Genomic DNA, 22070 nt, shown 5'->3' on the forward strand with positions numbered 1-22070 from the left:
GATCAAGTCTGAACTAATACAGATCATGTACATCTTTTTTTACCTTCACCTCGGTTTTCATACAGTCAGTATGCATCATACCCCGAACTTCGGACAGCTCCATTTGCATGGTTTGTATCTGTTCAGATGGCATTAAACAACGCTTATGTACAGATGAAGCAGCAGCAGCCGATCCTACTAACAGGATAGCAAACGATAAAAACAGCGATAGGCATGTCTTTAACCACTGCATAATGATAAGACCAAAATTTAAGCTTTTTTAGTTTTACAGAATTGAAAGGCAATAGCAACAATTTCATGAATAGTAGCTAAAACTACCATTCATGATTCCAAGTTATAGTACATTAAAAGCCCAATTCGATGCCTGCACCATATCTCCATCCTTTTTCGGACTCAGTTGCTTCTTGCATATTAGTCGCTTTTTTTCCTTTTTCATATTGATAAGCAATATCTACAAAAGGTCGGATTCTCTTAGTAACTTCATATCTGGTTTTAATACCTGTCTTTAATTCAGATAAACCTGATTTTGCAGCATAGTTAGAATTATCGCTAAACACAGCATCTACTTCGAGATAAGGTTGTGTGATCAATTTCTGGGTTAACAAGAAATCACGCTCGACTTCTAAGCTTGCCCCCCAGAAATTATTCTCACCACCGTACAAATAAGCTTGGGTTTCAAAGAAATAGGGAGCTAATCCCAATACGCCAATAACACCATCAACCCGATCACTATTGCTGTTATTTTTATCTTCACTATATCTCACCCCCGCCTGCACATCCCAGAAGGGTGCTACATTACGGCTATAAAGTGCAGACACATCATATTTTGGATCATGACTTTCTACTTTATCCAAATTTGCTTCAATAAATAGGCGATTTTCATCTGTGCCTATCAATGTTTCAATTTTCGATCCTAAAGTACCTTTGCCATCTTCATCCACAGTCCACTCATTCTCAAATTTAGTCGTTTGAAAAACTTGTCCACCATGTTCTTTCAGATGCTTATCATGATTTCGGCTATTAGATGTTTCAACTTCAAGACCTGCATTGTTATCTCCATCATTACCAGAAGTTGAATTTTGATAAGTATTACGGTCAACATAACCTAGCCCACCAGGCTCTTTTAACAGCATTTTCATACTCTCGGACTGACAGAATTTAGTACTATTATCCGTGCGTTGAACATCAGTATTATTTGCAAAAGCTAGACCTGATAATCCAATTAAAGCTATAGATAAAAGTGTCTTAGAATATATTTTTTTAGTGGTGCGCATGTTGATTTACCCCCTTATCATTAGTATTAGGTTGAGTAACAACATCTTTCGAAGATGTACTATTACTATCGACATTTGCCACAATAAGTTTATTCATCATTCCAGCAGACATGTGATAGAGCAAATGACAATGGATGGCCCATTCACCTAACTCATCAGCAGTTAATAAAGTTGTAACTGTTTTACCTGGTGGAACAATTACTGTATGTTTATTCGGCATATTACTTGGATCTTGGCCATTTTCCAGTTGCATAAACATGCCGTGTAAATGCATTGGATGAGCCATCATACTGTCGTTAACAAATTTCAAGCGTATACGCTCACCATATTTCACTTTAAATGGTTCAGTTTCATTAAACTTCTTACCATTAATTGTCCAAATATAGCGCTCCATATTTCCCCCTAAGCGGATTTCAATTTCACGTTCTGGAGCACGAGTATCTTTTTGAGGGGTTAAAGATTGTAGATCACTATATTGAAGTGCTTTTAGTCCAGCTGGGGTTGAGGCATTCGCCCATCCGTAAACCACCTCATCTGATCCAGAAGAGCCCATTGTTTTTGAAGACATGTCGTGACCCATACCTTTCATTGAAGACATGTCGTGACCCATACCTTTCATTGAAGACATGTCATGACCCATACCTTCCATCGAAGACATGTCATGATCCATACCTTTCATTGAAGACATGTCATGATCCATACCTTTCATTGAAGACATGTCGTGACCCATACCTTTCATTGAAGACATGTCATGACCCATACCTTCCATCGAAGACATGTCATGGTTCATTCCCATATCTTCCATCGTCAGTAAAGCACGGGGACGAGGTGTCGGCATCATTATATTTTTTACAGGTGAAGTATTTTCATCATGTAATGTACCGATAGAAAAACCACTTCGATCAATAGATTCAGCTTCAATCTGATAACTTGCTTGTTTCGGTTCTACAATAACATCATAAGTCTCAGCGGTTCCTATCCGGAACTCATCCACTGGCACGGGTTTTACTGGTTGTCCATCCGCGCTGACTACTGTCATTTTCAGATTAGGAATTCTTACATCGAACAAAGACATTGCAGAAGCATTGATAAAACGAAGACGTACTTTTTCTCCAGCTTTAAAATTTCCAGTCCAATTTTGTTCTGGAGTCTTACCATTCATTAAAAACGTATAGTTTGTTACATCAGACATATCTGTCTTAAGCATTCGCATCTGATTCCACATGGAACGATCTTTCCATGTTGCTTTTAAACCATCTCTTTTAATCTGCCTGAAAACATCAAAAACCGTTTCTCTTCGATTCTGGTAATAATCAGCTTCTTTCTTGAGATTACTCATAATCTGACCACTAGTAGAATTGTGAAAATCAGAGAGTAAGACTACGTAATCTCTATCAGCTTTTTCTCCAGCCGTTAAAGGAACTTTATTTTTGGGATAAATAACTAGAGGACCATACAAGCCATCTTGCTCTTGGCCTTTACTATGCGAGTGATACCAATAGGTTCCATTCTGACGAACCTTGAATTTATATTCATAGGTTTTATTTGGTGCAATACCATCAAACTTGTTGAACCCAGGTACTCCATCCATAATGCCAGGTAAAATTAAACCATGCCAATGAATAGATGAATCTTGGTTTTTCAACTTGTTGTGTACGCGAATAACGGCATCATCACCTTCCTCAAACTCAAGAAGAGGTGCAACAAACTTACCATTTACAGTAATTCGTTTTAGAGGCTTTCCTGTAATATTCACCGTCTGTTCAGCAATTGTTAAATCATATTCTTTAACCGCTGCCATAACCCAAGTCGACGAAAACAATCCGACTCCTATTAAAAGGACATGACTTAATTTTCTAGACATTTATTTTCACCTATCTATAGTTAATTGAGGGCTAAGCAGGTGGATAAAATACTTTCCCTCAATATCTTATTTCGCGTATTAATTATTTATTTGGCATATTCATTTTAGAATGGTCCATCTCACCCATTTGAGAATGATCCATGTTCATCATTTTAGAATGATCCATTTGGGACATATCAGACATTTGGCTGTGATCATGCTGACTATGGTTTTGTTGATTTTCCTTGCCATCTTTCATATCACAAGGCTTTTTGCATTTCTCTTGTGCTTTTGAATTTACTTTAACTTCTGTACTTACAATATTTTTCTGTTGAGCATCCGCAGCCCAAGATTGGCTTCCAGCAATTAAAGTCCCAACACACATAAAAGCAGTAAAGCTACGACGGAATAGAGTTTTCATTGATTGCTCCAAAAATAAATTTTATATAACTAACTTATAGGTTGGAACCGGACATCTATGTGACTTGAAAATGACATTTTTGTAATCTACATCGCATCCTGTATTTATAACGTTATTATGGTCTTAATATGCGATACGGGGCTTAATAAATGAGAATCTTACTAGTTGAAGATGAACAAAAAACTGGTGATTATCTAAAGCAAGGTCTTTCTGAGGCAGGATATATTACAGACTGGGTTACAGATGGCTTATCAGGTAAACATCAAGCTCTTTCTGAAGAATATGATCTAATTATACTAGATGTAATGTTACCGAAGTTAGATGGTTGGAATATCATTAATGATATTCGCAAAAGTGGCAAAACTATGCCTATCCTTTTTCTCTCAGCACGTGATCAAATTGAAGATAGAGTTAAAGGCCTGGAACTAGGAGCTGATGATTATCTCGTTAAGCCTTTTGCTTTTGCAGAACTTCTTGCCCGAATTAAAACTTTACTTCGTCGCGGTCAACAAAAGGAAGATAGCAATATTATTACTATTGCTGATCTTGAACTTGATCTTCGTAAACGCCGTGTCACACGTGCTGGACAAAGAATTGACCTTACAGCTAAAGAGTTCGCATTGATGGAATTATTCATGCGTAGACGTGGAGAGATTCTGCCTCGTGCTCTCATTGCTTCTCAAATATGGGATATGAATTTTGATAGTGATACAAACGTTGTAGAAGTCGCTATTAAACGTCTAAGAAATAAAATAGATAGTAATTTTAGTCCTAAGTTGATTCAAAACATCCGCGGAATGGGGTATGTCTTAGAGGTAGAAGATGACTCATAAACTGTTTAATGCGATCAGTTTCCGTATTGCTCTCATCTTCTCATTATCTACCATTATTATCTTAATGATTATGGGGCTGGTCATTCATCAGCTTGTTATGCATCATTTTGAAACTCAGGACCGCACTCAGCTAGAAGGGAAAATTCAGCTTTTAGAAAATTTACTGGAACAGAATCCGAAAAATACCGATGAACTAAAGATATATTTAAAAGATGCTTTAGTTGGCCATCATGACCTAATTGTCCAGATTGAACGCCCAACTGGCCAAATCATTTTTAGTTCAGCACCTGCCGTTATAAAGGCTAAAACATTAGTAAAGTCCAAACATATCCCTTGGATAGAGTGGGAAATTCAAAATAAAACATACCGCGGTTTAGTTTATAAGAAGTCGTTTGATAAAAATATGAGTGTTCCAACTGCTCAAATTATTGTTGGAATCGATACCTCCGAACATCAACATTTTTTAAACGACTTTAGACGACAATTGTTATATATCGGAGTGGTGGGCACAATTTGTTTAATGTTTTTAGGTTGGTTTGCCGCATGGAGGGGCTTACGTCCAGTTCAGAAAATGGCAAAAGTTGCAGAAGGTATTTCAGCTCAGCATCTATCTGAACGTTTAGCAGTCGATAACACTCCTACTGAACTAAAATCATTAGCCATAGCCTTTAACGATATGCTAGATCGATTAGAAACTGCTGTAGAAAAACTCTCAGATTTTTCATCTGATCTTGCCCATGAAATTAGAACGCCAATTAATAATTTAATGACTCAAACTCAAGTATGTTTATCTCGTAGTCGGGATATTAATACTTATCAGGAAGTCCTCTTTTCTAATCTGGAAGAGTTTGAACGTTTGGCTCGAATGGTTTCAGATATGTTATTTCTTGCAAAGGCAGAGCATGGCCTACACTTACCAAACCTGCAGCAGATCAACCTGGTACAAGAAATTTCTGCTTTATTTGACTTCTATGATGCTATCGCTGCTGAAAAGGGAATGTCCCTAGAACAAAGTGGACAAGGATATGTAAAAGGCGATCCTTCAATGTTACGTCGTGCACTGAGTAATTTACTATCAAATGCGATCAAATATGGCAAACCTGATACAGTAATTAAGATTAACTGCCGACAAAATATTGATACCACTATATTTACAATCGAAAATGAAAGCTCACCAATAACATCTGAGCAGCTGAATCGGTTATTTGACCGTTTTTACCGTACGGATGCGTCCAGACAAAGAGTTGAGGAAGGCACAGGTTTAGGTCTAGCAATTACCAAGTCAATTCTTGATGTACATGGTGCAACGATTCAAGCGGACTATAACAACGGTCGGATAGCTTTTCAAATAATTTTTAAAAGATAAATATTTGTGAATAAAAAATAACTGACTACTCATTTCTATATCTAAAAAGTTATGAGTAGTCAGACAATGATTCTTTCTTAACTACGTAACCTTAAAGCATTACCAATAACCGATGCTGAACTTAGGCTCATTGCTAAAGCTGCGATCATAGGAGAAAGTAGCCAACCGGTAAATGGATATAAAATACCCGCAGCTAAAGGGATGCCTAAAGCATTATAAAGAAATGCAAACATCAGGTTTTGCCTCATATTTTTAATAGTGGCCTCTGACAGGGAACGAGCGATCTCTATACCCCGTAAATCACCTTTGACTAAAGTGACTTGAGCACTATTCATGGCCACATCTGTTCCTGTTCCCATTGCAATACCAATATCCGCTTGAGCTAAAGCTGGGGCATCATTGATGCCATCACCTGCCATTGCAACCATTCTTCCTTCTTTTTGTAATTTATTAACCAGTTCCAGTTTATCTGCCGGTTTAACTTCTCCATAAACTTCATCAATGCCTAATCTAGCTCCAACTGATTTTGCAGTAGTTAAACCATCTCCTGTGGCCATTATAATTCTTAAACCAGAATTCTTCAGAGCATGCACAGCCTCAGGTGTACTGGCTTTGATTGGATCAGAAACAGCCAATAATCCTACGAGCTTCCCATCAACAGCCAAATGCATAACACTCGCACCTTCTGCTCTTAATTGCTCAGCTTGAGGGATATATGTATCAACTGATATGCCGAGTTGTTCCATTAGAGCGGTATTGCCTAATGCTAATTGTTGCCCCTCTAACTCGCCCTTCACACCAATTCCGGAACCTGACTCGAAAGATGTTGGTGTGGTTAGTACAAGGTTTCTTTCACGGGCAGCCCGTACAATTGCATCCGCCAAGGGATGTTCACTACCTTGATCCAAGCTCGCAGCTAGTCTGAGAACTTCATTCCCTTCATATCCGGATAAAGCAATGACCTTATCAAACGAGGGGTGACCTTCTGTTAAGGTGCCTGTTTTATCAATAATTAATGTATCTATCTTACGTAAATTTTCTATTGCTGCGGCATCACGGAAGAGTACGCCATTGGATGCACCACAACCTGTTGCGACCATGATTGACATGGGTGTAGCCAATCCTAAAGCACACGGGCAAGCAATAATTAAAACTGCGACAGCATTGATTAGTCCATATACCCAACTTGGTTCTGGTCCAAATATTCCCCAACCAAAAAAAGTAAGGATAGATATACCGATCACCACCAGCACAAACCAACCGGCTACCTGATCTGCCATTCTTTGCATAGGGGCTTTAGAACGCTGAGCCTGTGCCACCATTTGAACTATCTGTGAAAGTACTGTTGAAGAGCCGACCTTTTCCGAGCGCATCACTAATGAACCGTTCATATTCATTGTCGCACCAATGACTTGGTCACCTATACGTTTTGTTACCGGAACTGGCTCCCCCGTTAACATCGACTCATCAATAGAACTTGAACCTTCTGTAATTACTCCATCAACAGGTACTTTTTCACCTGGCCGCACTCTCAGTAAATCTCCAACATGTACATGGGAAAGTGGGATATCTTCCTCTCGGCCATCTTCGTTAATTTTTCTTGCAGTCTTTGGAGCCAGCCCAAGTAAAGACTTAATTGCTTCCGAAGTCTGTGACCGAGCTTTTAATTCAAGTACTTGACCTAATAAGGTCAATGAAATAATGGCGGCTGTAGCTTCAAAATACACAGCGACACGCCCCATAGAAACAAAAGAATCTGGAAATACTTGTGGGGCCAAAGTCCCAACGAGACTATATATAAATGCAGCCCCAGTCCCAATTCCGATTAAAGTCCACATATTCGGACTACGATTTAAAATTGATTGCCAACATCTTACAAAAAATGGCCAACCTGCCCAAAAAACGATTGGTAAAGTAAGGACAAGTTCAATCCAGCTTTGCACCTTCATTTCAAACCAATTCAGTTGATGACCAAACATCGCCAAAAATACTACAATTAGGGTCAACGGTAAGGTGTACCAAAATCTTCTTTTAAAATCTTTAAGTTCAGGATTATCATCAGCTTCATCTAGATTGGGTAGTAATGGTTCTAGTGACATACCGCATATGGGGCAGTTACCGGGATGATTTTGCCGGATCTCTGGATGCATTGGGCAAGTATAAATTGATAAGGTATTTACACTATCTGAGTGTGTATCCATCTTATTTAGAGAGGCATTTGCGGAAGCAGATTCATTTTCTTTAGCAATATACAAAGCAGGATCATGCTTAAATTTTATCTGACATTTTTCACTACAAAAGTAAAAAGTCTTAATACCAACTTGTTCATGAAATTTAGATTCTTCTGTTACAGCCATGCCACAGACAGGATCCTTAAGTGCTTCATTTATACTTTTCTTTTCATGATGATGGTTCATATATAAACCTCCTTCATATTTAATTTAAAAAAAAACAATTAGCTTCGGACAGAAATAAATTTCCGGTTATTTGGATATTTAATGAACATTTTTCTTGATAAAGTCAGTTTAGCACTTGTGAGTTTTCAATTCTAAAAATGACAAAAATGTAATTTTGGAGTCATCAAGACGTTTCTCTCTTTCTTGAATAATAGGCATACAAAGAGTGATGACCAACTCTATCAATTTAGGAATTTCACTGGGTCATTACTTAGCAAGTACTAATTTTAAAAAGGTGATGAAATGAAAATTTTCCAAAATAAAGTGTCTGCTCTACGTAATGTACTAGTAGGTGCGACTATGGTTGTAGCTGCTTCAAGCGCATTTGCTCATGTCAAACTTGAAAGTGCTACTCCGGCTATTAATGCATCTGTAGCAAGCCAGCCCAAAAATATAACTTTGAATTTTGGTGATGAAGTCATGTTAATGAATGTCAAATTACTTGACGCTCAACGTAAAGACATCCCTTTAAATTACCAGGTAACTCATGATTTAAAAAAATCATTTGAAGTCGCAGTACCTAAACTTAAGAAAGGCAAGTACACAGTGGTTTGGACCACAATGGGTGCTGATGGTCATAACATGAATGGTGAATATAGCTTCACCATTAAATCAGCGAAATAACCATAAAACACCAGTAGTCTATATGCCAGCAGCTTGCTGGCATATTGCTATCGCGGGGGATAAATATGAATCCTGAAACTTGGATATATGCAACGTGGCTGATTAAAGTCATTTTATATTTAGGAATAGCCTTTGTCGTTGGGGGCGCCTTTAGCTATTTTCTACTGGGACGCTATGTAGAAATCAAGGAAATTCTCCTAAAGTACATTACTATTGGTGCCGGATTAGGCTTTATTTCAAGTACTTTAGGTTTCTTCGTTCTTATAGGAAGTTTTGCCAATACAGGTCTTTCTGGGATGTGGGACAGTAACTACATTAATATCTTAGTAAATACACCTACTGGGCATATCCATATCATCCGTTCAGTCAGCTTCGCATTTTTACTGTTATTTATGCTCGTAAAGCTTAGTAAAGGGACTATCCAGATTTCCAAAGTAGAAGGGACAATTTTTACCATCCTGCTCATCCCCATAGTTTTTAGTTTTTCACAACTAGGCCATGTTACGAATTTACCTTTATTAGCTCAATTCTTATTATCAATACATGTACTTGTAATGTCCTTATGGATGGGATCACTTTTCCCTTTATGGAGAACAACTAAAAAAATTACTGGTCTTCCATTAAAAGATCGCATGCATTTATTTGGAAGAATCGCAGCATTTGTTGTAGGAATACTACTCGCTTGTGGTGCCAGTATTGCGCTGTTACTCATTAAAGATTTTAATACTCTACTAAATACTCCTTATGGACATGGTTTTATTATTAAAATCGCATTTGTTCTAAGCATTTTATTATTAGCTGCCTCTAACAAATGGTATTTTACCCCTCGCTTACAAGACCCGAAATTTGCCGGACAGTTGGGTTATGCCATTTTATTTGAAATATCATTAGGCTTAATGATCCTTTTAACGACTGGATATATTACAACTGTAGTGGGAATTGATTAAATAGGTATATAGAAATTTAAAAAGTAAAATGAAAAAATTATCTGATTCTGTTTGATTTCATTATTGGTTCAATTCTTGATATTTTTTCTAACTCCATAAGCTTTACTATTGTAAGTAGAGTGTAGTGTACGGCTATAGAGTCTCAAATCTTTTAAAATATAGGGGTAAAATTACTTACCCCATAATCTGCCTATGTTTTTATACATTAATTACATGATTTTCTGTAATTAATGTATAAATGAACTTAAATAAATAATCATACCTTATACAACCATTCTTAATGCCTGTTCCAATCCACGTTGTTTAAGGTTGGCCCCAGCTCCAAACCATGCCGAATCCATCCGATGATCCGTTGAAATCGCCCGTCGCTCGTGATCTGCAAATTCTGTAATACTGCACAACAAGCCATAAGCCGTATCTTTGGCTGAGGCTAACTCTGCCCCACGTCCATGTCCGTTAAACATGGTCATGACTTTTGACATGGCGCGCCCATTGGGTTCAGTTTTATTATCGGCTCTGGATGAGTTGATCTGTTTAGGCGTAGCTACATTACGGTAGAACTGAATGATACTATCATCCTGTTCGGCAATACTCAGATTCGTGTTATTGAACACAGCATCAAAGTAAGCTGCTGCTTCCTGCTGAGTGACTTTGCGTTGGCTGAGTTGCTTCATTTCATACATGTGTTCATCCCATGCACGAACTGAAATACCCAATTGCTGTTTGATCTTCTCAGCATCAAACTTGGTACTGTGTGGAACTTTAACTACACCAGCACTACTATTCTGCCCACGTAAGGCAATAGCTAAAGTGTTATTACATACCACACGAATCGAGGTAAATTGCGCCGTGGTTGCCAATGTGCCATCACATGCAGTTGCCAACAAAATGTAGCCATTACTGACATCCTTACTTTTCAACGCTGCCGATTGCCCTGTTCTTGCCAATGCCCAGAACTTACGCCCACCTTTAAGTACCCCCGCTGTTTCCAGTTCAAAGCCTGATTGCTCTGTTAGGTCTCGGTAAAATTCTAAAATCTCTTTGGGCTGGACTTCCTGATAACGCTGACTCACTACCGATAACGGCGCATGAGTATCTGAACGATAAAGGACTCTCTGATCTTCATACGGCATGATGATGCTTTGTCCACGTTCATTTTTTGCCATATAGCTGACATTGGATGATTCAATTCGCCAGTCCAGACCTGCTTGTTCCGCCCATACTTCTATAGGTTGGTTTCGGGTCAATTGATTCCCTAAACCATGCCAAGGGGTTTGACCTACAAATGCCATTTTTTCCACTTGATGTGCCATGATTGATTTCCTTTAAATGATTTAAATAATTTGAATTCTGTAAAATTGAGAGTTACTAAAAACCCGACTGCTTGATTTCAAAGTGCTCCAGACATTGCTCACACTGGTAATGCAAGGTCACCGTGTTGTCTTGATGCTGGACGTAGAGCAGAAACATGCCCCCTACAACTAACCCAACAAAGCCACCGACTAGTGGGTGAATAGGACTGCGCTTTGACAATTGCATACAGGCCGCTGCTAGAGACATGGGTGAGAATGATGAGAGCTTTGCAAATACACTTTGGTGAGTTTGCTCCGACTGCCGTAGTAATTTCAGATGCCTCGAATGGCAGTAAGGACATTGATGCATAGTCGTTTCCTCTAAATAAAAGGCATAAAAAAAACCACAAGCAAATGCTTGTGGTTTGATTGAGATTTATGTCGTTTTGATGAATGTCAGATTAACGAGTTACTTTTGGAGTCGCTAAACCTTTCTTGCTACATGGTTGGATACTTTCAATATATTGACCATCTCCAGTGTCTTTAAAGAAACCATGTTTTGATTTAATTTCTAAACACTGCCCCTTCTTAAAAGGTTTAACTTGAGGAACAACTTTGGCTGGTATGGCGTAGCTATTTAAAATGACTTCGCCTTTAGTGGTTGGAAATACCACTGATTCTTCGCCGTAATAGACATTGGCTTTAAGTGTAACCTGCTCAGTTTTAGCCAAGGCAATAGAACTGATTGAAAGGCTTAAAACGCCACAAGTGATAAGTTTGATAAAGTTCATAATCTTTTCTCTGATGTAAATAAAAGTAATCATTCAATAAATGCTAAAAGGCTATTTAAGTTAGTGACCAAAACATGGCTGGTATCCTTCATTCAGGACTTGATTGCTGTTCTTATCCCAACTCACCACATACCAAGTACATTGGTAACGGTCAGAGTCCCATGCAGTACGATAGGTCATGGTATTACCTTGCTGGCTCCATCCTTCAACTCGTTTACTCACCTGATCTGGACTTGAGCGGCCCCATACATTCATGAGGTGTGAAGCTAACATTTGATCAATATTCGGGATGGCTGACTTTAAATCACTAGGAGCAGATTTGATTGGCTTTAATCCATAGCGAGAAGCATTGGAACTTAAGGTTTTCCCTTCATGGTACTCACCATCAACTTCTGAACTGAGATTACCTAGACTTGTATCTTGTGCTTTTGCCTGATCAACCGCGGCTATTGCCCCCGCAACCACCTCATCTTCAGCTTGTGAATGAGCAGATTCTGATTCCGGGTTTTCCACCATACTTTCAATTCCAGTGAAACCTGATTCAACGGGTTCCGATGCTGCTTGTGTTGTGGCAGATTGATTTTGTACCTTAGATTGTTCTAAAGCGAGTTGTGCTAACTGAAGTTCAGTTTGTCGTTTTTGATGTTGATTAAATAAAATACCGCCTGCAATTAACACCGCCATCATGACTACAGTTAACAACCAATATAACGGTGGTATCTTTTTAGTTGAGTTAGTGCTGTTCTTTATCATATTCATATCATTACCTTGAAATAGAGGATATACGGCGCTTTAGTGCTGCCTTCACTGGGGTAATATGTAAGTAAAAATTCTTTATTTTCAGTTATTGTCCAAATAGCTTTTTAATACTGCTCTTGCTTCATTCAGTTGCTGTGCCTGACTTTCAATCAACTGACGAACAGATTCAGGTAAGTTCTGGTATTTATCGGGATGGAACTCAGCCATCTTTTTTCGGTAAGCAATTTGCAAGGTTTGTTCAGTCAGTGAATTAGGCTGAATATCAAGAAGTTTGCACGCTTGAAGTTGTTCACCGTTGAAAGTAGAAGTAGTAGACTGATTCACTTCATCAGCCAGACATTGATAAATAATTTTGACCAGATCCGGAAATACGGCTTTAGAAACATTGGATACACGACATAAATGGGTCATGAAGAGATCCGCCTGATTCTGCTCAACTTGTCCCAGTGCCATTGCATAGACCAGTTGCTCAATCATCTCTCTACGGAAGTTATAGGCCAGCTTATCTTTCAGGTCTGCCAGACGATGCAACAGGTCGTCATAATCGAAGTGCGTCTGTTCATTCAGTAGTTTTTCAACATACTGATGCACACCCTTATCATTCAATTTAGTAAAATGATCGGATACCGCTGCTTTTGATCGGCTATTCCACTGACCCGCACTAAAGGTAATAAAGTAAGCAAACAGATCAATCATGATCTGCATCTCGGCATCAATATTTACATTCGTTTGCTTGGTTGCTTGCTTGCCCTGACAACATTCATTTAGGAATGCCACCAAAGTTTTTACCACACCTTTATCGAGTTGACTAAAGTTCAGTTCATCATGACCATTGATCAAAATAGAACTGGTAAGTATTCCAATATCAGCCTCTATTCGCTGGATGTGTTCAAACGGATAAGCTTGTTCATCTTCAAAGCTTTCTTTATAGAAAAGCCCCTTTGCCGTGAGACACATTCCAGCCTTGGCACTACCAAATACAGTGTCATCAATCAGCATCAAGACATCATTGGGACTTACACCATGTGGGAGATAGGTCATGGCACCTTGCAACTTTTTATTGGGAATGACTGGTGAAAAATAAATATTATCGCTACATCGCAATAAGGGCACCCACTGACTCTTCTGGATTCGATCCGATATGCTCATCACTCTTAATCCCCCTAAAAGAACCAACGTATAAAGATAACCGGCCAGACCAGAGCACGTCCTAGTAAATAAGCGCCAGAGTAATGTCCCGGATATTCCCAAATGCAATACAGCCAGTAACCAATGACAATCGTGAAATAGAAGGTAAAAAATGGATGTTTCATAATCAAAACTCCTAAATTGAGTTGCATAAGCCCTTCCCGTTGCCCGAACAGGCAACAGGAAATGAGTGCTTTAATGATTTGCTTAAGGCTTTAAATATCTGGTACTAAAACTTGTCTACGCATTGCTCACCAGACTGGTACATCACACGGTCCAGATCGGCAGGAAGGTAGCTCATACGCTCAACTTGCCGCATGACTTTACGTCCATAGTGTTCTTCGACCTTGTCATAGACACAAGAGCAATAGCTGCGACTGCCACCCATGTTGTAACAGCCATGTTTGACGCCCTTTTCAAAATCGGAAGAACAGCCATTCAAGATCAGAAAACTGATACCCACCACACCCATCAAAATTTTATTTTTCATCGTTATATCCAGTGACATGGTCATGGAGGTCAGGCTTTTTTAGGCAATACAAAGCCCTGCCACGGTGTAGCTCACATGACATTTTTTAAAGTTAAATTTTTAGACGAAAAAAACTAAAGCTTGAGAAACAGTAAGTTCATCAAACTCGATTAAAATTAGTCGGAAGGTGTAAAAAGAATATGCATAGCCAACTCCTTATATTGGGAGTTCTGCCAAAGCATTAATTTAGATTTATGGTGGCAGAACGAAAGTGGGTTGACAGACTGGTCTCAGAGGCCAGCACACTCGAAAGTGTCCCACTTCCGTCCTACCGCTACGGAAGGGAACGAGAAGCTAGACATTAAAAGAAGATCTTTTAATATCTCTGAGAAATGGTCTGTCAAAACCAACTGGCAATGTAGGCCAGCACGCAAAGGATAATGTGCAAAATTTAAGGTGTCAATGATCTATCGACTAAGTTGTAAAGTGATTGTTATTGTTTTTCATTAGATTAATTCTTTAAACTAACCATTAGGTAAATTTAAGGATGATTCAGTGTTTCGGTTAAAGTGTCTTGGTGGTCCACTGTATGGACAAGAATATTCTCATGCTCAGGATGAGTTTATTTTCAAAGACAAACAGACAGGAAAGCAGACGCGTTATCGAAAGCAGGCTTTAAACTTCACCCCACCCCAAGAGTTCTTTATAGCAGAGTCAATTTCTACAACCGTAGCCTACAATCTTGCATTGCAATTAATGAAACGCTATTGAGACCTTTTAGTAATACAAAGACATACTATTAACTAACCAATAATGAGTGATTTTCTAGCACTTGATTCAGTCCATAATAAATTTATAATCCAGTAGAATGCTTCACAGTACTACAAGTTTAGTCCAACAATTATAACTCTAAGCTACATTTTGATTTTGACTACTTTTCACCCAAAACATCGCAAGTCGGTACAGAATCATCATAAGTCGGTACATAAATGGAGTGCAGTTTAACACCTAACACCCCTCTACAAATGCTCATAATTCACTCTCAAGTTAAGCTAAATCATTTTTAAATTATAAGTAGTTACGACTTATAATATATGCACTTCTTTTAAAATGAATAAGTGAACTTGATTACATGGCAACTTCAGCTAAAAAAAATGCTAAGGCTAAACAAGAAACCACATCTACGAGTAACATCAAAAAACTTATTGGCTTAATTGACCAACTTGAAGAACATATTATTAAAAGACATAAATTTCCCTATGGTTTGCCATCAGCCTATGCCGAACACTACAAAGCTTATTTACCCGAACAAATGGAACCTATCAGTGAAGAAATGACGGATAATGACCGAAAGTGGTTTTATGAACAGCTTGATCAAGGCTTATTAAAAGAATCGCCAGAACAAAATGCTCTCCGTCAACAGGCATGGAGATTACCCCCACCATTACTTCGAGGTAAATCGGAAATTTACATCTACATTCCCGAAGAGGACCGACTTGCCCGACACTATGGCGAAATCGCGACTGAAATTCGTAAATTCAAAAACTTGGTATCAACTAAAACCAGAATATTCAAAAAAACAGCACAACAAGCTGAGAAACATTTTGAAGAAGCATTTCGTCTCTACTCCAAACATTATGATTGTTCTTTCTATATCTACACGCTACCAGAAGATATCTATAAACAGATTAGACAATCTCAATTAGCCCGAAACAGCCATAAAAAATCCCAGAGGGTAAAAAAAACTTACCTCTCACTTGTTCAACGTTTTATTACCAGTAATCAAAAAACTTACTCAAGTATGGATACGGTTCTAGGAGCCATTGAGCAGCAAGCTATCTCAAAAATTCCAGAATACCTCACTCAAGAATACAATGCTGAAATAGAACATTGTTTACGAAAAAAAGAAGAAGCTGAATATTTTCTTTTTGCAGCTCGAAATGATCTATCTACAGCTGAAGTCAAAGAAATTGAAGAATATGGTAAAAAAACTGTAATCATACAAGCTCAGAACCGTGATCAACCCCTAACTTCTTTTGCAGGTCGCCCTATCGAACGCTATAAGGAAATAAGAGTATTTTATCAGAAAAAGATTTCTGACTTAGAAACTCAAAAAAGTAAAATTAGAGACTTCGACCAAAGATTAAAATTACTGAATGGAGCTAAATCTTGGTTAAAGGAAAGCGAACCAAGCCTATATAATGCGCTGAACATTTTTATAGAAAAGAAAGGTAGAAAACTTTAGAATTCCCCTCTCACCCCAATAAAAATCCGATCACTCACATAGTTTATTTAGAGCCTGTTAGTTCTACACTGACATGCTCTTAAAAAAAATTAATAAATTTTTAAAAGAGTAATAATTACAATGAAATTTCTATATTTTAAAGCTTTTAAAAATATAAATATCAGTAGCTTAAAGAAATTCTTCGCAGTTTTTTTTGGGGTGGTCAATTTTTTCTAGAATTCCCCTTATGCAATCAAGCATACAAAACTTGCTACATAAGGAACCAATATGACCAACTCAAACCTAAGCCAGCAACACATCAAATTAATAAGTACATTCAATTGGAAGCTTAGCAATTTACAGGTGTGGGTCAACCCAAAAATAACTCCACAAAGCCATTTAAATGCTGCGTAACGCGGGACATCGCAACCTTTAAAAAGTTCTCGTATTACCGTCATTTTTTGGTAGAGCATTCTCGAAGTAAAGGGCAATCGGCTTTTCGGCTTAAATACAATTAATAAGTAATATTAGATATATGTAATTATTCTGATAGATACTTATTGCCATAAGCAGTATGCCTTAGCAAATACTGCTTATGGATTAGATTGATTTGAATACACTCCAGATAGATTAGCCAATACCCACTCTACGCCTACCTCTAATGGACATGTCTAAACGATGTCCATAGGGAGAGCTTTTACCTCATGACGCCTGATACGTAATTAATTATTTGTATTGAGGTATATTATGAAATCTTTTAACGCTACAGCTAAACCTTCTCTTCCACCTATCGCACAGTTCTCAGGTGCAGATAGAGATGCATTCCTAGAACAGCTCAAAGAAGATTTTTCAACTTTTGAGTGGACAACAGAGAATGGTAATACTAAAACTTTCAAGACGAGTATAAACCACGAAGTTGAGAAAATGATCAGTCGTATTGAGTTGATCAAGTTTTTTCAGAAGCAGCGCCCTATCGCTATACTTACACCTATTAAGAGTTTTAAGGGTAAAGAGCAACTATGTGTTGAATATGCGAAGGATGTTCCTCTTTCGCTTAAGTGCCAGCTTACAACAATCTTTGTGTCTGCTCGCTCTGGCAATTATAAAATGGGCATTGAGTTACAAGCTTTTGAGGACACATTCTCAGAACTAACAAAGGAAGAACAATATGCCCTTTATGAGTTTGCTCTAATCAATCAGTGTTACACATCTGAACAAGCTCAGGCTTATGTTAGGGCTTTGATTAAATTTCAGAAGTTGTTTGCAGTAAGAATACAGAGTACCTCAATTCGTAAACAGCTTTCAAATCGTGCTAGTAATCGACGCCGTTCTAAAGAACGTTGTGTTCAGCTTGTTGATACGCTACTCAAGATCCATTCTCGAATCCTTGTTGTTCGAGTAGACCTAGGATTAATACGCGATCCAGCTAAGCTTCAACAGCTTGCTATCTCACCTAATTTTGCTCAGGTTGAACATGATAGTGGGTTTATACAAGAGTCTTTTATTCGGTTCTATGATGCATCTAAGCATAATCAGCTTAAGCATGCGCTCGGGTATATCCTGCGTATTGAACACACCCCGACTAAGGGATTTCATGGACATCTTTATTACTTCTTCAATGCCAATGACCATCGTGAGGACATCACGTGGGGACAATATATTGCTGAGAAATGGAAGGTTGCTACAAACAATCTTGGGACTGCTTTTATCTGCAATATGAAGAAAGATGAGTACCGCTATCGTGCCTTAGGCATTTTGGAGTATACCGATCATGAAATGCTTAAAAATCTCAAGGCTACGTTTGACTACATATGCAAAAATGATCAGTACTTCGCCTTTACTAATGGAGAACAAATTCGGAGCTTCCGAACAAGCCAAATACCCAAAGTACCTGATACTAAACTTGGACGCCCACGTAAGTTCGAACAACTTAACCTTCTAGACTCTGATCAATCAGATGATGCTCAAGTAGGAGGACAGTAACATGACTAAGTACGCATCAGATGCTTTACTTGCAGCTACACATTCGTCATGCAGCATTCAACCTATTTGGGCTTACGATCTGATTGGTTCTGAGAAGTCAGCAAAAGCTCTTGGGAGATCAAAAACTACGAGCATGTTTGCAAAACAAAATTCTCAAAATAGTAATCAGGCATTATCTCTCAGTAAACCTGTTGAGTTGATTAGATCAGCATATCCATTAGTGACAGGCTCCCCTGTCACTAATGGGATGTTATCTGTTCGACTAAAGCCAGAGAACGAATTGTTTATTCAGTTTATTAAACATATGGGGCCTATGCTTAATGGGGGGATTTACTGCCACGATCAGTATTTTTCTAATCAAATTACGGGCTACCAATATATGCTCAACACTAGGCAGTTTAGTGAGGATTTAACAGCTTGGAATACAGAACAAAGTCGTGCTGAAGAGTTATTTGATTCGACAATGAAGGTTCTATTCAGAGACTACGCAGGCTTCGAAACACATGAGCTATATTTGCCAATGCTATTTACGCTTTCAGCGAATACTCCAATGTATTCGAAACAACAATATTTAGATCAGCAGAAAAAAGAGATGATCGCCATTTTCCTTAATGAAGGTGGAAATAATGAAATTATTGCCGTATTTTCGAAATGGGAACTTACACCCCAAGGACAATTAGCACTTAGGCTGGTGTTTTTACTGGAACGCCAGTTCATAGATGATCCTGTTGGTTCTTCTGATGAAAATGCTTTCATTGCCTTACGAGGTAATCTGGAAGGCCTATTTAATTGCAAAGCATATCCTGTATCTATGCCATTAAACGGGTTTATGCAAACTAATCATTTTTTTAAAAGTGATCCAAGGTGCAAAGATCTTATTAAGCTGCTCAAAACGTACCTGATAGGCAGTGATGCAGTCCTTCGAATTTGGGATACACAGTCCAATTTTGATGTGTTGTATTCAAAGTTTAAAACTAACTAGTTAAGAGGCTATTTCACAATGGGTGCATTCCAGTTAAACACCGCTGATTACCTATTTATGAAATATCGCTCTATGACTGTCGAATTAATGAGCATAGTACAAGACTACTATCCTCACTTAAGCAAGGCAGAGGCGCTGAGAAAGGCAAATAATCAAGAGTTTCCTTTCTCTGTCTTTAAAATAGATTCAAGCAAACGCGCACCATTTCTGGTGCACGTTAAAGACTTGGCTGATATCTTAGATAAGAAGTATTCTGAAGCTGCTAAAGACTTTGCTACGTTTCATCAATGAGGCGTAGCACCTCTTCCAATTGAATTACATTTCGCCTTGACTTCACAGAAACATACCGCTGTAAGCTCCCCCAAGAATCATGCAAACTTACTTTCTGAATTTCAGGAATAGTAAAACTTTGTTCTGCAAGTCTCGTACAACCTTCATGTCTCAAATCATGAAAATGTAAATCCTCTATTCCCAATATTTTACATGCTTCGCGAAACTCTTTTCCTATGCTTTTGGGATTCAAAGGTAATAAGAGTTGTTCATCATATCCTAATCGAAGCATACGACTCCGCACTTCATTATCTAATAAAAGTTCAATTATTGTTTTACAAGGTTCCAACACATCAAAAGACTTGTGATTACCTTTAGAACCGTTCGGATTTTTCAAATCATGAACTTTCCATGAAGAGTTGTAAGAATCATAATCTTGCAGCCATAAGCGTGTTAACTCTGCTTCACGTCTACATGAAAAAATTGCGAACCAAATAATTAAATGCATTGGATACTTAGTACCGTATTTATTTAACTTCCAACGCTCAGCAAAAAGTTTTGTTAAAGCAATTAACTCTTCCTTTGTAGGAAGCCTATCTCTCACTTTACTAGACGAGATTTGACGAGTTTTTCTAAGCTGTGCTGTAGCTTTATCGAAGTTACTTAAATCAACTTCCATACCCCACATAACAGATGCATGAGATAGAACACCTCTAATATGTAAAAGCTCATGCTGCTGTGTACTTGTTGCAATAGGTTCTAAACCAAGATTAGGCACGCCTCTTCGTCTTAGAGCCACATGCTCAGCCAAATGTATCGAATGTATTTTTGTGATAATATTGCGCGCAATTGGCAACTTCTTAATTAAGAGTAGAGAATAGCGTTTCGTCCTGCCGTACTCGCTCCCAACTTCATCCAAATATTTATCTATGGCATCTGACAAAGTTAGATCAATCAGTTGTTCTTTGCCAAGTAAAATGTCTGGATTTTCTTGAATCTCAACTTCTCTTTTTTTAAGCCAGTTTTCTGCCACTTTTTTTGAATAAAATGTTTTGCTTTCAGAATAAGCAGGATAACCTTTTTTGTTGATCCGGATAGCAGCTCGGTAACTAACACTTCCATCTGCACTTTTTCTGGCAGTAATTGACCCCATAATTTTACACCATGAACCATTTTTTTCATTATGGTGTAAATTCTGGTGTAAATGCAAACCGATTAACGCAGCTAAACATGAGTTCCCACAGATTCAAACAGGTTGCAAAACACTGATTAAAGGTATGATTTTTAATGACTATTAACAAAACCATTGAAACTATTAAATCTCCAAGAATCAGTGTAGCCCCAATGATGGACTGGACTACAAAGGACTACCGATTCTTTGCACGGTTGTTTAACCCAAACGTTGTACTTTATACAGAAATGGTGACTACGGGCGCGATTCTATTTGGTGATGCGAAACGCCATTTGGACTATAACACTCAAGAACACCCAATCGTATTGCAGCTTGGCGGCTCAAACCCACAAGAGCTTGCCACTTGCACAAAAATGGCTGAAGACTGGGGTTATGACGAAGTCAACTTGAATGTAGGCTGCCCAAGTGACCGTGTACAGAACAATAAAATCGGTGCATGTTTAATGGCAGAACCAGACTTGGTCGCTGAATGTATTCACAGCATGCAAAAAGCCGTCAACATTCCGGTAACGGTTAAGCACCGTATCGGTATTGATGACATGCAGTCTTACGAAGAAATGCTGCATTTTGTAGATACGGTAGCAGCAACAGGTTGTACCCACTTTGTTGTACATGCCCGTATTGCGATATTGAAAGGTTTGTCTCCGAAAGAAAACCGAGAAGTACCACCGCTACGCTATGAAGATGTTTACCGTTTAAAGCAAGAACGCCCGCATCTGACTATTGAAATTAATGGCGGTATTAAAACTTTTACCGAAACTCAAGCTCATTTACAGCACGTTGACGGCGTCATGATTGGCCGTGAAGCCTATCACAACCCTTACTTACTTGCTGAGCTCGGCCAACTTTGGAACCTAGAAGCACCGGATCGCTTCGATATTATGGAACAAATGCTACCGTATATTGAACAACGTCTAGCTGAGGGTGCGCCACTCTCTATCATTACGCGTCATATTTTAGGTTTATTCCAAAATTTACCGGGCGCTCGCAAATGGCGTCAGGCGCTAAGTGGTGGAAATGCAAAAACTTTAACTGATGTCGAGAATGCAATCCATAATATGCAAGCTGCCATTATCCGTACTGAAGAGTATTTAAAGGAACACCAATTTTAAGCCAGCCCATGTTTCTAAAATTGTAAGAAAATGTGGCATTTTAA

22 protein-coding genes and 1 pseudogene are annotated in these 22070 nt (G+C 38.4%); 10 read left to right on the forward strand and 13 right to left on the reverse strand.

Annotation, left to right across the window (positions count from 1 at the left end):
• Positions 1 to 22 precede the first annotated feature (22 nt).
• From RFX69_RS03995 to RFX69_RS04010, 4 genes and pseudogenes are all read right to left on the reverse strand, one after another.
• Positions 23 to 232: pseudogene (locus tag RFX69_RS03995) on the reverse strand (hypothetical protein); the annotation flags it as partial.
• 112 nt (positions 233 to 344) lie between these two features.
• A complete protein-coding gene (locus tag RFX69_RS04000; RefSeq protein WP_001260879.1) occupies positions 345 to 1274 on the reverse strand; it encodes a copper resistance protein B in 930 nt (309 codons plus the stop codon).
• Complete coding sequence (locus RFX69_RS04005; RefSeq protein ID WP_050560511.1) at positions 1261 to 3138, reverse strand: copper resistance system multicopper oxidase; 1878 nt, start codon at positions 3136 to 3138, stop codon at positions 1261 to 1263. The genes RFX69_RS04000 and RFX69_RS04005 overlap by 14 nt, the downstream gene beginning before the upstream one ends.
• A gap of 82 nt (positions 3139 to 3220) precedes the next feature.
• Positions 3221 to 3538: a hypothetical protein gene (locus tag RFX69_RS04010; protein WP_000853609.1), complete on the reverse strand. Its 318-nt coding sequence runs from the start codon at positions 3536 to 3538 to the stop codon at positions 3221 to 3223.
• Between the two features lie 149 nt (positions 3539 to 3687).
• Here RFX69_RS04010 and RFX69_RS04015 point away from each other — a divergent pair, with 149 nt between their 5' ends.
• Both RFX69_RS04015 and RFX69_RS04020 read left to right on the forward strand, forming a co-directional pair.
• Positions 3688 to 4371: a heavy metal response regulator transcription factor gene (locus tag RFX69_RS04015; protein ID WP_001221580.1), complete on the forward strand. Its 684-nt coding sequence runs from the start codon at positions 3688 to 3690 to the stop codon at positions 4369 to 4371.
• Positions 4361 to 5737, forward strand: a complete 1377-nt coding sequence (locus RFX69_RS04020) for a heavy metal sensor histidine kinase (protein WP_000149045.1) — start codon at positions 4361 to 4363, stop codon at positions 5735 to 5737. Before RFX69_RS04015 ends, RFX69_RS04020 begins: the two co-directional genes overlap by 11 nt.
• Positions 5738 to 5814: 77 nt before the next feature.
• Here RFX69_RS04020 and RFX69_RS04025 read toward each other — a convergent pair whose 3' ends face one another.
• Positions 5815 to 8154, reverse strand: coding sequence for a heavy metal translocating P-type ATPase (locus tag RFX69_RS04025; protein ID WP_002055133.1), 2340 nt, complete (start codon positions 8152 to 8154; stop codon positions 5815 to 5817).
• Between the two features lie 282 nt (positions 8155 to 8436).
• Between RFX69_RS04025 and RFX69_RS04030 the strand changes: the two genes are divergently transcribed.
• Positions 8437 to 8817 (forward strand): copper resistance protein CopC, encoded by a 381-nt coding sequence (locus RFX69_RS04030; RefSeq protein ID WP_000689220.1) that lies wholly within the window; start codon positions 8437 to 8439, stop codon positions 8815 to 8817.
• Between the two features lie 65 nt (positions 8818 to 8882).
• Positions 8883 to 9764, forward strand: coding sequence for a copper resistance D family protein (locus RFX69_RS04035; RefSeq protein ID WP_001067741.1), 882 nt, complete (start codon positions 8883 to 8885; stop codon positions 9762 to 9764).
• A gap of 263 nt (positions 9765 to 10027) precedes the next feature.
• Here the strand turns inward: RFX69_RS04035 and RFX69_RS04040 are convergent, their stop codons facing one another.
• The 7 genes from RFX69_RS04040 to RFX69_RS04070 form a co-directional block, all read right to left on the reverse strand.
• Positions 10028 to 11077 (reverse strand): DUF932 domain-containing protein, encoded by a 1050-nt coding sequence (locus tag RFX69_RS04040; RefSeq protein ID WP_000951141.1) that lies wholly within the window; start codon positions 11075 to 11077, stop codon positions 10028 to 10030.
• A 55-nt stretch (positions 11078 to 11132) separates the two neighbouring features.
• Positions 11133 to 11426 carry a hypothetical protein gene (locus tag RFX69_RS04045; RefSeq protein WP_075400723.1) on the reverse strand — a complete coding sequence of 98 codons (294 nt, stop codon included), beginning with the start codon at positions 11424 to 11426 and terminating at the stop codon, positions 11133 to 11135.
• A gap of 91 nt (positions 11427 to 11517) precedes the next feature.
• Positions 11518 to 11847: a hypothetical protein gene (locus tag RFX69_RS04050; protein ID WP_001009292.1), complete on the reverse strand. Its 330-nt coding sequence runs from the start codon at positions 11845 to 11847 to the stop codon at positions 11518 to 11520.
• Positions 11848 to 11907: 60 nt separating this feature from the next.
• Positions 11908 to 12606: a hypothetical protein gene (locus tag RFX69_RS04055; RefSeq protein WP_031945661.1), complete on the reverse strand. Its 699-nt coding sequence runs from the start codon at positions 12604 to 12606 to the stop codon at positions 11908 to 11910.
• An 81-nt stretch (positions 12607 to 12687) separates the two neighbouring features.
• Positions 12688 to 13755, reverse strand: a complete 1068-nt coding sequence (locus RFX69_RS04060) for a DnaJ family molecular chaperone (protein WP_019767983.1) — start codon at positions 13753 to 13755, stop codon at positions 12688 to 12690.
• Positions 13756 to 13769: 14 nt separating this feature from the next.
• Positions 13770 to 13919, reverse strand: a complete 150-nt coding sequence (locus tag RFX69_RS04065) for a hypothetical protein (protein WP_002056795.1) — start codon at positions 13917 to 13919, stop codon at positions 13770 to 13772.
• Between the two features lie 104 nt (positions 13920 to 14023).
• The gene (locus RFX69_RS04070; protein ID WP_000790978.1) at positions 14024 to 14284 is read right to left on the reverse strand and encodes a hypothetical protein; all 261 of its coding nucleotides are present in this window, start codon (positions 14282 to 14284) and stop codon (positions 14024 to 14026) included.
• 534 nt (positions 14285 to 14818) lie between these two features.
• Here RFX69_RS04070 and RFX69_RS04075 point away from each other — a divergent pair.
• From RFX69_RS04075 to RFX69_RS04095, 5 genes are all read left to right on the forward strand, one after another.
• Entirely contained in the window at positions 14819 to 15034 is a 216-nt protein-coding gene (locus tag RFX69_RS04075) for a hypothetical protein (protein WP_000489165.1), read from the forward strand.
• A gap of 361 nt (positions 15035 to 15395) precedes the next feature.
• Positions 15396 to 16508 (forward strand): hypothetical protein, encoded by a 1113-nt coding sequence (locus tag RFX69_RS04080; protein ID WP_000235771.1) that lies wholly within the window; start codon positions 15396 to 15398, stop codon positions 16506 to 16508.
• A gap of 726 nt (positions 16509 to 17234) precedes the next feature.
• Positions 17235 to 18470: an inovirus-type Gp2 protein gene (locus RFX69_RS04085; protein ID WP_000834699.1), complete on the forward strand. Its 1236-nt coding sequence runs from the start codon at positions 17235 to 17237 to the stop codon at positions 18468 to 18470.
• Between the two features lies 1 nt (position 18471).
• Positions 18472 to 19452, forward strand: coding sequence for a hypothetical protein (locus RFX69_RS04090; RefSeq protein WP_000170392.1), 981 nt, complete (start codon positions 18472 to 18474; stop codon positions 19450 to 19452).
• An 18-nt stretch (positions 19453 to 19470) separates the two neighbouring features.
• A complete protein-coding gene (locus RFX69_RS04095) occupies positions 19471 to 19743 on the forward strand; it encodes a pyocin activator PrtN family protein (protein ID WP_000500676.1) in 273 nt (90 codons plus the stop codon).
• Here RFX69_RS04095 and RFX69_RS04100 read toward each other — a convergent pair.
• Positions 19727 to 20875: a tyrosine-type recombinase/integrase gene (locus tag RFX69_RS04100; protein WP_000534873.1), complete on the reverse strand. Its 1149-nt coding sequence runs from the start codon at positions 20873 to 20875 to the stop codon at positions 19727 to 19729. The two genes, RFX69_RS04095 and RFX69_RS04100, sit on opposite strands and share 17 nt — an antisense overlap.
• A gap of 134 nt (positions 20876 to 21009) precedes the next feature.
• Between RFX69_RS04100 and dusA the strand changes: the two genes are divergently transcribed.
• The gene (gene dusA, locus RFX69_RS04105; RefSeq protein ID WP_030423654.1) at positions 21010 to 22026 is read left to right on the forward strand and encodes a tRNA dihydrouridine(20/20a) synthase DusA; all 1017 of its coding nucleotides are present in this window, start codon (positions 21010 to 21012) and stop codon (positions 22024 to 22026) included.
• The last annotated feature ends 44 nt before the right edge of the window (positions 22027 to 22070 follow it).

Source organism: Acinetobacter sp. 148, assembly GCF_031196675.1.
GTDB lineage: Bacteria > Pseudomonadota > Gammaproteobacteria > Pseudomonadales > Moraxellaceae > Acinetobacter > Acinetobacter baumannii.